General features: G+C 51.0%; 14 protein-coding genes and 1 pseudogene. 9 read left to right on the forward strand and 6 right to left on the reverse strand.

All coding sequences use genetic code 11. The features are described 5' to 3' along the window. The first annotated feature begins 77 nt into the window (after positions 1–77). Positions 78–884, forward strand: coding sequence for an MBL fold metallo-hydrolase (locus tag U868_RS0117465; protein WP_025154423.1), 807 nt, complete (start codon positions 78–80; stop codon positions 882–884). A gap of 15 nt (positions 885–899) precedes the next feature. Here U868_RS0117465 and U868_RS0117470 read toward each other — a convergent pair whose 3' ends face one another. Further along, complete coding sequence (locus U868_RS0117470; protein WP_025154424.1) at positions 900–1,451, reverse strand: NADPH-dependent FMN reductase; 552 nt, start codon at positions 1,449–1,451, stop codon at positions 900–902. A 152-nt stretch (positions 1,452–1,603) separates the two neighbouring features. Between U868_RS0117470 and U868_RS0117475 the strand changes: the two genes are divergently transcribed. Beyond that, positions 1,604–3,640 (forward strand): S9 family peptidase, encoded by a 2,037-nt coding sequence (locus U868_RS0117475; RefSeq protein WP_025154425.1) that lies wholly within the window; start codon positions 1,604–1,606, stop codon positions 3,638–3,640. A 44-nt stretch (positions 3,641–3,684) separates the two neighbouring features. On the opposite strand, the gene xseA is transcribed toward U868_RS0117475, so the two are convergent. Next, the gene (gene xseA / locus U868_RS0117480; RefSeq protein ID WP_025154426.1) at positions 3,685–5,061 is read right to left on the reverse strand and encodes an exodeoxyribonuclease VII large subunit; all 1,377 of its coding nucleotides are present in this window, start codon (positions 5,059–5,061) and stop codon (positions 3,685–3,687) included. Between the two features lie 172 nt (positions 5,062–5,233). Here xseA and guaB point away from each other — a divergent pair, with 172 nt between their 5' ends. Next, positions 5,234–6,700 carry an IMP dehydrogenase gene (gene guaB / locus U868_RS0117485; protein ID WP_025154427.1) on the forward strand — a complete coding sequence of 489 codons (1,467 nt, stop codon included), beginning with the start codon at positions 5,234–5,236 and terminating at the stop codon, positions 6,698–6,700. 59 nt (positions 6,701–6,759) lie between these two features. Further along, complete coding sequence (gene guaA, locus U868_RS0117490) at positions 6,760–8,337, forward strand: glutamine-hydrolyzing GMP synthase (protein ID WP_004237402.1); 1,578 nt, start codon at positions 6,760–6,762, stop codon at positions 8,335–8,337. Between the two features lie 474 nt (positions 8,338–8,811). Here the strand turns inward: guaA and U868_RS23740 are convergent, their stop codons facing one another. Next, positions 8,812–9,300: a hypothetical protein gene (locus tag U868_RS23740; protein ID WP_025154429.1), complete on the reverse strand. Its 489-nt coding sequence runs from the start codon at positions 9,298–9,300 to the stop codon at positions 8,812–8,814. 248 nt (positions 9,301–9,548) lie between these two features. Between U868_RS23740 and U868_RS0117505 the strand changes: the two genes are divergently transcribed. The 4 genes from U868_RS0117505 to U868_RS25740 all read left to right on the forward strand — a co-directional run bounded on the left by U868_RS0117505 (position 9,549) and on the right by U868_RS25740 (position 11,021). Continuing rightward, entirely contained in the window at positions 9,549–9,788 is a 240-nt protein-coding gene (locus U868_RS0117505; protein WP_025154430.1) for a hypothetical protein, read from the forward strand. Further along, positions 9,785–9,955, forward strand: a complete 171-nt coding sequence (locus tag U868_RS25580; protein WP_162817253.1) for an MFS transporter — start codon at positions 9,785–9,787, stop codon at positions 9,953–9,955. Before U868_RS0117505 ends, U868_RS25580 begins: the two co-directional genes overlap by 4 nt. Positions 9,956–9,986: 31 nt before the next feature. Then, positions 9,987–10,397 (forward strand): MFS transporter, encoded by a 411-nt coding sequence (locus U868_RS0117510; RefSeq protein WP_025154431.1) that lies wholly within the window; start codon positions 9,987–9,989, stop codon positions 10,395–10,397. A gap of 462 nt (positions 10,398–10,859) precedes the next feature. Further along, entirely contained in the window at positions 10,860–11,021 is a 162-nt protein-coding gene (locus tag U868_RS25740; protein WP_205275534.1) for a hypothetical protein, read from the forward strand. Between the two features lie 31 nt (positions 11,022–11,052). Here U868_RS25740 and U868_RS26370 read toward each other — a convergent pair. The 3 genes and pseudogenes from U868_RS26370 to U868_RS0117530 all read right to left on the reverse strand — a co-directional run. After that, positions 11,053–11,124, reverse strand: a pseudogene (locus U868_RS26370) (hypothetical protein); the annotation flags it as partial. A gap of 107 nt (positions 11,125–11,231) precedes the next feature. Further along, on the reverse strand, positions 11,232–11,954 hold the full coding sequence (locus tag U868_RS0117525; RefSeq protein WP_025154433.1) for a vWA domain-containing protein: 723 nt from the start codon (positions 11,952–11,954) through the stop codon (positions 11,232–11,234). Positions 11,955–12,055: 101 nt separating this feature from the next. Next, positions 12,056–13,102, reverse strand: a complete 1,047-nt coding sequence (locus tag U868_RS0117530) for a hypothetical protein (RefSeq protein WP_025154434.1) — start codon at positions 13,100–13,102, stop codon at positions 12,056–12,058. An 82-nt stretch (positions 13,103–13,184) separates the two neighbouring features. On the opposite strand from U868_RS0117530, the gene rlmA reads away from it, so the two are divergent. Further along, positions 13,185–14,000 carry a 23S rRNA (guanine(745)-N(1))-methyltransferase gene (rlmA, locus tag U868_RS0117535; protein WP_025154435.1) on the forward strand — a complete coding sequence of 272 codons (816 nt, stop codon included), beginning with the start codon at positions 13,185–13,187 and terminating at the stop codon, positions 13,998–14,000. The last annotated feature ends 37 nt before the right edge of the window (positions 14,001–14,037 follow it).

Raw genomic sequence — 14,037 nt, forward strand, 5'->3', positions numbered from 1 at the left:
AATACTGATACGTTATAGCGGAAAGTACTGTGTTATATATAACGGCAGAATACATTTATCTTTCAGGATTATCATCCATGTTACGTATCACCGCACTGCTGGAAAATACGAATACTGACCCGAAACTGGATTCTCACGCCGGTCTCAGTCTGCTGCTGGAAGACGGGGAAACCTCGCTGCTGTTTGATACCGGAGCGGATGATACTTATATCCGTAACGCGCAGGCACTGGGAATTTCACTGGAAAATATTGGGGCTGTGGTGTTGTCGCACGGTCATTATGACCACTTCGGCGGTTTAACCCGCACAGAGCGGCGTAATCTGCCGTCTCCGCTGCGGGTGATTGCGCATCCGCACATTTTTGAGCCGCGCCGGGCGGCATTGTGGCTGGGCAGTTACCCGCTGAAATTCAAGCGGTTATCACCGACGTTTTGTGAAGAAACATTGCGTGGTGACTATCAGTTTGTGCTGACGGAAAAACCGTATGCTATCTCACCGCGCTTTCTGTTCGCCGGAGAAATCACGCAGCGGGCAGTGGTGCGCCGCTACGGGGTTCTGCTCAGTAACGGAGAGGCGGATTATGTCCGCGACGACAGTTTTCTGATCTGGCGCGGGGAGGAGGGTATTGTGATTATCACCGGATGCAGTCATTCAGGTATTGAGTCAGTGATACAGCATGCGCGGGCCCTGACAGATAATACGCCGGTGCAGGCGGTGGTCGGCGGGCTGCATCTGCGCCGGGCAACACCGGCAGCACTGCGCCGTGCACAGGAAGCGGTGGATCCGCAAACCCGGATATACGGCTGTCACTGTACCGGTGCCAGAGGGCGTCAGGCCCTGAATGCGGACGATTTTAATACCGGGCAGCAGCTGACATTCCGCTGAATCTGCCCGCCGGTTTTATTCGTGGTGTGCTTCCAGGAAACGGACATAGGTATCTGCCCATTTCTGCACAAACGCACCGGTTTTTTCACTGAATTTACCGTTTTCGCCGATCATGCCGTCATACCACTGCAGGTACATTTCCGGCTGATTAAGTGTCGGCATATTCAGGAATGCCAGCACATTGCGCAGATGCTGCTGTGACATCGCGGTACCCATCGCGCCGGCAGAGGTACCGATTACAGCGGCAGGTTTGTTATCCCAGCTGTTTTGTCCCCACGGACGGGAGCCCTGATCCAGTGCGTTTTTCAGCACACCCGGGATAGAACGGTTATATTCCGGTGTAACAAAAATCACACCGTCAGCCTGTGAAATCTGTTGTTTGAATGCCAGCACCTCAGCAGGCGGCTGTGCATCACAGTCCTGATTATAGAGCGGCAGTGAGCCGATACTGACAAATTCACACTGAATATGTGCAGGGAAAAGAGAGACAAGAGCATGTGCCAGCTGACGGTTGTAACTCTGCTCACGCAGCGAACCGACGACAACAGCAACGCGGTACTGTTTCATTGTAACCTCCTGAACCGGTGAAAATCCGGTGATAAATAAGCAATAAAACAAATGAAAACGTTATTATCATAGTGCGGAATCGCAGAACAGAGAGCAGAATTTAGTAAATTTTTATGACATCACAACAAAAAAAGATCTTATCAGGAGCCGGAATGACTATCCCGCAAGCCCCGGAACGCCCGGTACAGTTCACCGCACACGGTGAAACCCGGACGGATAACTATTACTGGCTGCGGGATGATACCCGCAGTGATCCGCAGGTGATTCAGTATCTGACGGATGAAAACCGCTATACACAGCAGAAATTACAGGCCGCAGAGCCGCTGCGCGAAGCACTGTATGAGGAGATGGTCGCCCGCATGCCGCAGGCGGATGAATCCGCGCCATACCATTACAACGGTTATATTTACCGCACCCGGTTTGAGGCGGGTAAAGAGTATCCGCTGTATGAGCGGCGCAAAATAAACAGCGACCAGTGGGAAGTGCTGGCGGACGGCAATGAACGGGCACAGGGGCTGGCCTATTATGAACTGGTATCTCTGGCGGTCAGCGCGGATAACCGCCGTATTGCGATTGCCGAGGATAAAGTCGGCCGCCGTGAATATCAGGTGGCTTACCGTGATCTGACCGATGACCACTGGCAGGAATCGGTGCTGACAGACGTGGCCGATGACTTGGTCTGGTCAGCCGATGGTTCGGTTCTGTTTTATGTCCGTCAGGATCCGCAGACATTGCTGCCGTTTGAGGTATATCGCCACCATTTCGGCACCGGTACCGCACAGGACGTACTGGTATACCGCGAGGACGATGATCGTTTTTACACCGGGTTATCCCTGTCATCCTCCCGTGAATGGATTTTTATCGGCTGTCACAGTCCGGTAACCTCTGAAGTTCAGCTGATCAATGCCAATGCACCGCTACAGCCGCCGGTCTGCTTCTCGCCGCGTCAGGACGGGCGTGAGTATCACGTTGATCATCTGGATGGTCAGTTTTATATCCGCTCTGATCATGAAAACGAACTGTTTGGTCTCTATCAGACAGAGGCACCGGAAAGTCAGTGGCAAACCCTGATTGCGCCGCAGCCGGATACCGATCTGGAAGATTTCACGCTGTTCCGTAACTGGCTGGTATTACAGGAACGACATGCCGCGCTGCCGCAGATCCGCATTATTCACCGGCAGAGCGGGAAAGAAACACAAGTTGCATTTGATGACGGTGCTTACTGTGCGTGGCTCGGACTGAATCCGGAACCGGACAGTCAGCTGCTGCGCTACGGCTATACCTCGATGACCACACCGGCATCGGTGTATGAGCTGGATATGGTCAGCGGCGAACGGACGCTGCTGAAACAGGCACAGGTAAACGGTTTTCAGCGGGATAATTATCACAGTGAACGGATTTGGATCACCGCCCGTGACGGCGTGCAGGTGCCGGTTTCGCTGGTCTGGCATAAAGATCACTATCAGCCGGGATTCAATCCGCTGCTGATTGAAGGCTATGGCGCGTACGGTGCCAGTATGGATCCGGATTTTGACGCCAACCGGCTGAGCCTGCTTGATCGCGGTTTTGTTTATGCTCAAGCGCATATCCGCGGCGGCGGTGAGCTGGGTAAACGCTGGTACAATGCCGGAAAGATGCAGCATAAAATCAACAGCTTTAATGATTTTGTTGATGTGACACGCGAACTGATTGCCCGGCGTTACGGCGCGGAAAACCGGATCTGCGCCACCGGCGGCAGTGCAGGCGGGCTGCTGATGGGAGCGGTGATTAATCAGGCGCCGGAACTGTATCGCGGTATCGTGACACAGGTGCCGTTTGTGGATGCACTGACTACCATGTCGGATCCGTCCATTCCGCTGACTACCGGTGAGTATGACGAGTGGGGTAACCCGGAAAATGAATCCGCTTACCGGGATATCCGCGCCTACAGCCCGTATGACAACATTGAGGCGAAAGCCTATCCCAATATGCTGGTGACCAGCGGCCTGCATGATTCTCAGGTTCAGTACTGGGAACCGGCAAAATGGGTGGCAAAACTGCGGAAACTGAAGACGGATGATAATCTGCTGCTGCTCTATACCGATATGGAGGCGGGGCACGGCGGTAAGTCAGGGCGGTTCAACTATTTGTGGGATGTGGCACTCGGGTATGTGTTCCTGCTGATGGTGGATGAACAACAGGTTCCGTGACACTGTCACTTGATATGTGACAGTGTCACCCGTAAAATCATATATTACTCAGCGGCTTTTCGTTTACGGGCAGCCGCTTTTTTGTGCACAGCGATAATTTCACTCTCCACACTGCCATCCTGTAACAGCGTGGTGATTTTCTGCCCGACTTTCACCTGACGGGTTTTGTTCAGCACTTCACCGCTGTCTGTCTGGCTGATACTGAAGCCCCGGCTGAGTGTTGCCAGCGGGCTGACACCCTCGAGTGTAGAGCAGAGACGGCCAAACCGCTCGCGCTGCTGGCTGAGCTGTTCACGCATGGCAGAGGAGAGACGGTACTGCAGCTGCTGAATATGGCGCTGCTGCTGCTGCAGTTGCGGACGCGGATCCCGGCGCATCAGACGCTGTTCAGCGTGTGAAAGCTGACGGGATTTTTGAGTCAGCATAAGCTGTCCGGCCTGAACCAGCCGTTGTTCCAGGCGCTGAATCAGCTGTTGCTGCCGCGCCAGACGCAGTTGCGGATGCTGTTGCTGCAAGCGGTGATGTAACTGGCTGAACAATCGCTGTTTTCGGGCAATAAAATAATCCATCGCCATTTCCAGCCGCTGTTGTACGGATTGGATCTGCCGCAGGCGCTCTGTCAGGTCACGGCTGACCAGTTCTGCCGCCGCAGACGGCGTTGGTGCCCGTAAATCCGCGACAAAATCGGCGATAGTGATGTCCGTTTCATGACCGACGGCACTGATCACCGGCAGACGGCTGGCAAAAATAGCCCGCGCCACCCGTTCATCATTGAAACTCCACAGATCTTCCAGTGAACCGCCGCCGCGCCCGACAATCAGCACATCACATTCATTACGGCGGTTGGCGGTTTCAATCGCACGGACAATCTGTGCCGGTGCATCAGCACCCTGAACCTGAGCGGGGTAGATAATCACCGGCAGTGACGGGTCACGGCGGCGCAGAATATTCAGAATATCGTGAAGGGCGGCCCCGGTGGCGGATGTCACCACACCGACACAGGTGGCCGGCACCGGCAGCGGTTTTTTCAGATGGGTATCAAACAGTCCTTCGGCTTTCAGTTTCTCTTTCAGCAGCTCAAACTGCTGCTGAAGCAGACCTTCACCGGCAGGCTGCATGGACTCAACTATCAGCTGATAATCCCCGCGCGGCTCATACAGCGTGATCGCGGCGCGCACCAGCACCTGCTGCCCGTTCTGCGGCGCAAATGTCACACGGCTGTTATTGCTGCGGAACATGGCTGCCCGCACCTGGGATTTTTCATCTTTCAGGGTAAAATACCAGTGACCGGAAGACGGACGCGAAAAGTTGGAGATCTCCGCGCTGATCCAAATCCGGCCCATCTCCAGCTCGAGTAATTGCCGGACAGTTGTATTTAACCGGGTAACAGTAAAAATTGCGGTATTTTCAGGTAGCAACATGTGAGCCAGATCAAATAATAAAACAAGGACTTAATTGTCCGATACTACCGCCTTCTGACAGATTAGCAACGAATTTTTGAAAAAAAGGCTAGGCGCAACCGATTACCACCTGTATAATGCCGCGGCAATATTTTATCTTCTTTCAATCCTGCTGCCTGGTGAGATATTGCACATGTTACGTATTAAAAAAGAAGCTTTAACCTTTGATGATGTTCTCTTAGTTCCTGCTCACTCCACTGTTCTGCCCAACACTGCCGATTTATCGACACAACTCACCGCGAAAATCCGTCTGAACGTCCCGATGATCTCGGCGGCGATGGATACCGTTACAGAAGCCCGTCTGGCGATTGCCCTTGCCCAGGAAGGCGGCATCGGGTTTATTCACAAAAATATGTCTGTCGAGCGCCAGGCCGATGAAGTCCGCCGTGTGAAAAAACACGAAAGCGGCGTGGTGTCTGATCCGCAGACGGTGACTCCGTGTACCACACTGCGCGAAGTTCAGACCCTGACTGAACAGAACGGTTTCGCTGGTTATCCGGTAGTCACTACCGATAATGAATTAGTCGGTATCATCACCGGCCGTGATGTGCGTTTCGTGACTGACCTGGATCAGCCTGTTACTGCTGTTATGACGCCGAAAGAGCGTCTGGTAACTGTCCGCGAAGGCGAAGCCCGTGAAGTGGTTCTGAAGAAAATGCATGAACGCCGCGTGGAAAAAGCGCTGGTGGTGGATGATGCATTCCATCTGCTCGGTATGATCACCGTCAAAGACTTCCAGAAAGCAGAGCGTAAACCAAACGCCTGTAAAGATGAGCACGGCCGTCTGCGTGTCGGTGCGGCTGTCGGTGCCGGTGCCGGTAACGAAGAGCGCGTTGATGCGCTGGTGGCTGCCGGTGTGGACGTTCTGTTAATCGACTCCTCTCACGGCCACTCCGAAGGTGTGTTACAGCGCATCCGTGAAACCCGTGAAAAATACCCTGATCTCGAAATCATCGGCGGTAACGTCGCCACAGCCGAAGGTGCGAAAGCTCTGGCGGCAGCCGGTGTCAGCGCAGTGAAAGTGGGTATCGGCCCCGGTTCTATCTGTACCACCCGTATCGTGACCGGCGTGGGTGTACCGCAGTTAACCGCTATTTCTGATGCTGTTGAGGCACTGGAAGGCACCGGTATTCCGGTTATCGCTGACGGTGGTATCCGTTTCTCCGGTGATATCGCGAAAGCGCTGGCAGCCGGTGCGGCATGCGTGATGGTCGGTTCGATGTTTGCCGGTACCGAGGAATCTCCGGGCGAAGTGGAACTCTATCAGGGCCGTGCTTACAAATCATACCGTGGTATGGGCTCACTCGGTGCGATGTCCAAAGGCTCTTCTGACCGTTACTTCCAGACCGATAACGCCGCTGACAAACTGGTGCCGGAAGGTATCGAAGGCCGTGTGGCTTACAAAGGCGTGCTGAAAACCATCGTTCACCAGCAAATGGGCGGCCTGCGCTCTTGCATGGGACTGACCGGTTGTGCAACTATTCACGAACTGAATACTAAAGCAGAGTTTGTCCGTATCAGTGGTGCCGGGATCCAGGAAAGTCACGTTCATGACGTGACTATCACCAAAGAAGCACCAAACTACCGTTCAGGTCTCTGATTCATGCGGCGGTCTGCGGACCGCCAGCCTATAATTGTTTGCTTTTGGAACATACTTTAATGACAACGAATATTCATCAGCACCGCATTCTTATCCTCGACTTCGGATCGCAGTACACTCAGCTGATCGCGCGCCGTATCCGTGAAATCGGTGTTTATTGTGAACTGTGGGCATGGGATGTCACTGAAGAACAGATCCGTAATTTCAATCCGAACGGCATTATTCTCTCCGGAGGCCCGGAAAGCACCACTGAACACAACAGCCCGCGCGCACCTGAATATGTCTTCAGCGCCGGTGTACCGGTTCTCGGTATCTGCTACGGCATGCAGACCATGTCTATGCAGCTCGGCGGCGCAGTGGAAACCTCTGACGAGCGCGAGTTCGGCTATGCGCAGGTCGAAATCCGCGAAACCTGCGAACTGTTCCGTGGTATTCAGGATATGCTGGATGACAACGGCAAACCGCTGCTGGATGTGTGGATGAGCCACGGTGACAAGGTCACTGCTATCCCGTCTGATTTCGTGACTGTCGCCAGCACCGAAACCTGTCCGTTTGCGATCATGGCAAACGACGAAAAACGTTTCTACGGCGTACAGTTCCACCCGGAAGTGACCCATACTCACCAGGGTCAGGAAATCCTCAAACGTTTCGTGCTGGATATTTGTCAGTGTGAAGCCCTGTGGACCCCGGAAGCCATTATCGAAGACACCGTTATCCGTCTGCGTGAGCAGATTGGTGATGACCATGTCATCCTGGCGCTCTCCGGCGGTGTGGACTCCTCTGTGACTGCCATGCTGTTAAACCGTGCTATCGGCAAGCGTCTGACCTGTGTGTTCGTGGATAACGGCTTACTGCGCCTGAACGAAGCAGAACAGGTTATGGAGATGTTTGCAGGCAAATTTGACCTCAATATCATCCACGCCAAAGCGGAAGACCGTTTCCTGAATGCCCTGAAAGGCATTGCGGACCCGGAAGCCAAACGTAAAGCTATCGGCCATACATTCATTGAAATTTTTGATGAAGAAGCGTCAAAACAGAAGCAGGTCAAATGGCTGGCACAGGGCACTATCTATCCGGATGTGATCGAATCTGCCGCCTCTGAAACCGGTAAAGCGCACGTGATCAAATCCCACCATAACGTCGGCGGCCTGCCGGAAGATATGGAGCTGGGACTGGTTGAGCCGCTGCGCGAACTGTTTAAAGATGAAGTCCGCCGTATCGGTCTGCAACTGGGTCTGCCGTACGATATGCTGTACCGCCATCCGTTCCCGGGCCCGGGTCTGGGTGTCCGCGTACTGGGCGAAGTGAAAAAAGAGTACTGCGACATTCTGCGCCGCGCCGATGCTATCTTTATCGAAGAACTGCACAAAGCGGATCTGTACCACAAAGTCAGCCAGGCATTCACTGTTTTCCTGCCGGTACGCTCTGTCGGTGTCATGGGCGATGGCCGTAAATACGACTGGGTTGTCTCACTGCGTGCCGTCGAAACCATCGACTTTATGACCGCTCACTGGGCACATCTGCCATACGATCTGTTAGGCCGTGTCTCCAACCGCATCATCAATGAAGTCGACGGCATTTCCCGCGTCGTGTACGACGTCAGCGGCAAGCCACCGGCGACAATTGAGTGGGAATAATCCCGCAATAAGAACTCGCTGGCACTGACTAGCAAAATAATGACTTAAGCCCATGTAAAAATGGGCTTTTTTGTTTTTATGTCTGGCACTTTCTGGCAGCTGTCAGCAACGGGAAGTTTGGTTTTTCCAAGAGAATTTTTGATGTGATACTTACAATTCCTTTAAGTTAAAGGGGAACTGTACGCACAGCCCTTCTCATCGTAGTAAGTTATCCGCCCCCCTGTTGTGAAGGGATGATCATCTGTAAACACTACCGACAACATTTCCTCACCTCCTTTGTCTCTGAGACTGAAACGGTTCAACTCACCCCAGGTAATCTGAATATTACCCGTATTCCCCGGCTGGGCTAATTCCTTCAGACGTTCAAACAGCATCTTTACATTGTCTATCGTTGTTCCTGCGGGGGGATGGCAGAGTTGATTAATACATATCAGAGCTTCAGCCTGATGAGTAAGGCAAAAAAAATCTTTAATTTTATCCCATAAACCCGGGGGGAATATCCGATATGAGTGTATTGTTAATTTGAACATTACTTACACAATTATTTTCAGTTAAAGGGTAACTGAGCGCACTTCCGTCATCGGAGTAAGTCGTTCTCCCCCCCGTTGTGACGGTATAATCATCGGCAAACACTACCGACAATATTTCCTTACCGGCTTTGTCTGTGATACTGAAATGGTTCAACCTATCACGGAAAATCTGAATATTACCCGCATCTCCCGGATGGGCTAATTTCTGCAGACGTTCAAACAGCGTCTTTACATTGTCTATCGTTGTTCCTGCAGGGGGATGGCAGAGTTGATGAATACATTTCAGAGCATCAGTCTGATGAGTAAAGCAGAAAAAATCTTTAATTTTTTCCCATATACTCATCTCAGGGAGAATAGGTGATTTGAGTATATTGTTAATTTGATCATGACTTATGCTGGCATGAAAATAACGTGAACCGACATGAAACAGCATAGTACCTCCTTCAAAAAGCGTTTATGAATAACTCAATTTTATAGCAGTCGCTGATATACGTTGTGAGTCGGGTAATCCGTGGAGGCTTGCAGCAAAAATTGAGCTGATGATGAATAAATATCAATTTATTCGGGCTGTTTCCTCCCGGCAATCCGATGAAATTTGCATCAAAGTTAACGGAAAATGGTTTCCTTTCTTCAGCACAGCAGACAACATAATCAACAGATAACAAATTTCGTTCATTTTTTTTGACTTCTAAAGTCGAATTTGGCATCTGGTCATTATCCGGTGCCTGCCTGTTTGCGCCGGGAAGGGGTACCGTCATTATCGGATGCCGGCATTATGCGGTTTCACCGGATACGCCGGTTTTTGTGTTGCACCTTTATGACAGTGCGTTGCTGAATAAAGCAGCACTGCGTGTAATCGGTTATACCAGAGATATCCCGAATCCGCAGGGCGGGGAAATTCTGCGGCATGAAGAGGTATGACGACATTATTTTCTGACATCGGAACATGGATGAATGATGTTGGTACGGGATGGCTGATGACCAAACTGAACCCTGATCCTGTCATGATTGCCACCATTCAGGCGATAACACACTGCCGGTTTTTTATTAGCCTTACCGGCCGGGGCGATTGCCGATATTTTCGATAAGCGCAAGCTGTTTATTGTTGTCTGGTTATGTGTGCTGAAAGTGAAAATTGACCACGACAATATCAATTTATCACCGTCTGAACATCCGGTAATGCCGGAGGAATTACCGTTTTATTCAGCGGAAGACAAAAAACCGGTAATGGTGTGTATTCAGTATAAAGTGGATGCGCAATATCAGGCGCAGTTTTTTGCACTGATGGAGCAATTAAAACGGATCCGGTTACGGGATGGCGGTTATTCCGGAGGGCTGTTTTCGGTTCCCGGTACGCAGGATGAATTTATGGAGACATTTACGGCGTCATCCCCGGCAGAGCATCACCATCAGCATAAACGGGCAACTGTGGATGATCGCCGGATTGACAGTCAGTTAAATGCCATTATCCGGAGTAAGACGGTTGTGCATTATCTCTCATATTCAGTGACTGCCGGAAAACAGGAATAAAACGGGAGGTACTGATAACAAAAATCCGGTAATAATTATATATTGCCGGATACTGTTAATGAATCAGACTAAAATGAAGGGTATTATCCTGCGGGCAAGGTGAAAGACACTAATAGTCATCAAAAAAAGAGTCCGGTAACAGTATATTTATTGACTAAATAGCTAAGTAATATCATTATGACGTGATGGGTTTCACATAACTAAAATAAAATGAGCAACGTGATGGATTCTGAGCGGGATGGGTAACAAACACGGACTGGTATTTCTTGAGCAGACAGTTAAGGGGATATTCAGGATATTACTCTCATTGGTTGTAATTGCATTTTTATTCCCTGTTATTCTCTTTTCTGTGCTGTGAATGGCACCGGCAGCATCTTTTTTCCGGGCTGTCTGTGAGTATTTAATGCTGTTTTTATTATAGGGTGGAGGTATTTTAAATTTTATATTTCTCCGGGAGTATCGTTGTCCGGAATTAATTACCGGATTGCGGTCAATTTTTCCGGAAAAATAAATCCGTCTGCCGGTAAGCATGACCACGACGGGTTCATACCGGCGCCGTATATGACATCACCGTCATTTGACGTTGACGCCACCGGGCTGGCTTTAACCGCCCATTTTCATTGAAATGGTAACTACTGCCGGCAGCAGGCGCATTTTCGGCGTTATATCCGTCTGCGGCTGCACTGAGGTTAAATTTGCCGACGTTATCCGGCTGAACGTCAGCCATGTAATGTTCATGGTAAGCAGAATTGAGAGGAATAAACGGGACGGAATGAGAAAATAAAACAGCACGGCTGACCGTACTGTTTTAGTGAATAAATAAGAAATATTTTGTTATTTTCTACTGCGTTCGTTGTTATCTTTTTCGACTTCCGCTTTCCATTCGGAAGTAATCGGTTTTGATTGCTGTTTTACTTCAACAGCTTTGTTGACGGCATCATACGCTTTACCGTAACCGGCTTTATCCTGCACATAACCGGTGGCGTTATCACTTTTAATCCCGATATTACCGGCTTCTGCGATGGCATCAATATTGGCGCCGAGGAAAATAAAGTCCCATTTATCTTCTTTTTCCGCAGAATTAATCATTGATTTAATTTTGTCACGACTGTATTTACGGCTGCTGTTCTCTTCGCCGTCAGTAATAATCACAAACAATACATTATTATTTTTGGTGATTTTGCGGTTTTCACGGATTTTTTCAATAGTGATACCGACAGCGTCCAGTAATGCGGTATTACCACCGGCAGTATAATCATCCAATGTCAGGTTATTAACTTTACTGATAGGCTCGCGGTTATGCAGTGTGCTGTTTTCGTGGTTGAATAAAATGGTCGTGACGTAAATATTGCCTTCTTTTTTGCGGTTTTCGGCAAGAACGGCGTTATAACCGCCGATAGTGTCCTGTTCAAAGCCGGACATGGAGCCGCTTTTATCCAGAACAAAGACCAGATCCAAATCTGCCGGTGCTGCAGGTTTGGTTTCGGCTGCCGCAAACAGTGAGGCGGAAAATAACAGCAGGAGTGGTGCAATAAAGGTGCGGGAGAGTCTGAACATAGATATTCCTTATACTATTTTCTGACAGGTTTACACGACGGATAATGATGTATTCTGAGGTGAACAAAAAATATTCACAGCAGATTTATCCGATTAGCGGGTCACTCCGTTTCTTCCGTCCGCTGCAAAATAGCAGTGAGATATCCGGTGTCCTGATGCAGGTGCAGGTAACGGGAAACAGTCTCTTCCCAGAAATGACCGTCACCCAGTATTGCCCGGCTGCGGGTGGAATGGCGTCCGTAGCGGTTCTGATACAGGCTGATTAATGTCTGGTTGACCTTGCGGACGTCCGGACGCGGGGTTTTATCCATCTGATGTGCTATTGCCCGTTGTACTTTTTCAATCGCGGCAGGATCCGGCTCATAGCTGCATTCATGGTACTGGCTGAGCACAATAAAGGATGGCGGAATATTTTCATCATACGCTGCCTGCAACCGCAGATGACCATCCAGTATAATGTAGGATGCCAGACCGCTGATATACCAGACCAGCACCGGCGGCAGTTTTCCTTCGCGGGCCACTTTGCGCCAGTATTTCAGGCGGCTGCTCTGCGGTTCAACGGTATAGCGCGGCAGCAGCCGGTAACCGCCGAACCACCAGTCCACAAACATAACCCGTTCGGGGGATTGCAGATCAGGTAAATCACCGGGGTATAACTGCCAGTCCGCATTACTGATATCTTTGGTGAACGGCGAACGGAAGCACCATTTTTCGCGGGGATGCGGTGCGCTGACAATATAAGGGGCGGACGGCGGTGTAATATTCATCGGGCGCAGCAACCACTCTCCGGCGGTGAGCAGCGGGGAAGACCGTTCCTGCAAATCCCGGGCGAAGTAACGGCACCACTGCGGGGTTTGCTGCTCTGCCGGCAGAGCAGCAATTTTCTCAGTCTGTTGTGAGCGAAGCGGCGATAACAGATTCTGCTGAGCCGGATGGTCCTGATTATAAATCAGCCAGACACCACAGTGATCACGCAGTACGGTTGCCCAGAACAGCGGATAACCACGCAGCTGCAACTGCATCCGGCTGTTATGGCCGCTGAGCAGCACAGGGGCATCGTCGGTTACCGTTTCAGGATTAACCCTGACAAGCAGGCTGTGCCATTGCTGATAATCATCAATTTTATCCTGCCACCAGTAGGTTTTCATGGTATGGTTTCGCCTCAGATTTTCCGTCACCGGCACAGGCCGTTGCCGGTTGCACCCTTACATTATTTCACAGTGAATGATTATGTCTTACCAATGTCCGCTTTGCCAGCGCCCGCTGACACACCGTTCCGGCAGTTACAGCTGCGAAAACCACCATCAGTTTGATCTCGCGAAAGAGGGGTATATCAACCTCCTGCCTGTCCAGTTCAAACGCTCGAAAGAACCGGGTGACAGTAAAGAGATGATGCAGGCGCGCCGGGCATTTCTGGATAATCACCATTACCGCCCGATGCGGGAGCAGGTAATCGCGGCATTTGAACAGCATTTACCGGCACAGGCAGAACAGGTGCTGGATATCGGTTGCGGTGAGGGTTACTACACCGGCGCACTGGCGGAAAGCCTTGCAGCACGGCAGGTGACGGTGTACGGGCTGGATGTGGCGAAGGTTGCTGTCCGTTACGGCGCAAAACGCTATCCGCAGGTCAGCTTCAGTGTGGCATCCAGCCAGAGGCTGCCGTTTGAGGATAACAGTCTGGACGGTGTGCTGCGGATCTATGCACCATGTAATCCGGATGAGTTAACTCGTGTGGTGAAGCCGGGCGGCATTGTGATAACCGTAACTCCGGGCCCGCGTCATTTGTATCAGCTGAAATCCCTTATTTATGATGAAGTGCATCTGCATCCGCTGAAGGAAGAGCATTTCCCCGGATTCGGTCCGGCGCAGGAGCAGCAGGTGGCTTACCCGATGGTGCTGAACGGCGCGGATGCACTGGCGCTGTTGTCAATGACACCGTTTGCGTGGAAAGCGACAGAGGCAGTTAAACATCAGCTGGCGGCAGAAACGGCATTTTCCTGTGAAACGGATTTTCTGATCCGGGTTTACCGCCGGGAAGCATAATTCAGACGTAAAAAAAGACCCGCCGCAGCGCTGAGGA

Source organism: Morganella morganii H1r (assembly GCF_000633515.1).
In the GTDB taxonomy this organism is placed as follows: domain Bacteria; phylum Pseudomonadota; class Gammaproteobacteria; order Enterobacterales; family Enterobacteriaceae; genus Morganella; species Morganella morganii_B.

Excerpts from the sequence above, each read along its gene's own strand:
- U868_RS0117465 (WP_025154423.1), top strand. The coding sequence starts at position 78 with ATGTTACGTATCACCGCACTGCTGGAAAATACGAATACTGACCCGAAA.
- U868_RS0117470 (WP_025154424.1), bottom strand. The coding sequence starts at position 1,451 with ATGAAACAGTACCGCGTTGCTGTTGTCGTCGGTTCGCTGCGTGAGCAG.
- U868_RS0117475 (WP_025154425.1), top strand. The coding sequence starts at position 1,604 with ATGACTATCCCGCAAGCCCCGGAACGCCCGGTACAGTTCACCGCACAC.
- xseA (WP_025154426.1), bottom strand. The coding sequence starts at position 5,061 with ATGTTGCTACCTGAAAATACCGCAATTTTTACTGTTACCCGGTTAAAT.
- guaB (WP_025154427.1), top strand. The coding sequence starts at position 5,234 with ATGTTACGTATTAAAAAAGAAGCTTTAACCTTTGATGATGTTCTCTTA.
- guaA (WP_004237402.1), top strand. The coding sequence starts at position 6,760 with ATGACAACGAATATTCATCAGCACCGCATTCTTATCCTCGACTTCGGA.
- U868_RS23740 (WP_025154429.1), bottom strand. The coding sequence starts at position 9,300 with ATGCTGTTTCATGTCGGTTCACGTTATTTTCATGCCAGCATAAGTCAT.
- U868_RS25580 (WP_162817253.1), top strand. The coding sequence starts at position 9,785 with ATGACGACATTATTTTCTGACATCGGAACATGGATGAATGATGTTGGT.
- U868_RS0117525 (WP_025154433.1), bottom strand. The coding sequence starts at position 11,954 with ATGTTCAGACTCTCCCGCACCTTTATTGCACCACTCCTGCTGTTATTT.
- U868_RS0117530 (WP_025154434.1), bottom strand. The coding sequence starts at position 13,102 with ATGAAAACCTACTGGTGGCAGGATAAAATTGATGATTATCAGCAATGG.
- rlmA (WP_025154435.1), top strand. The coding sequence starts at position 13,185 with ATGTCTTACCAATGTCCGCTTTGCCAGCGCCCGCTGACACACCGTTCC.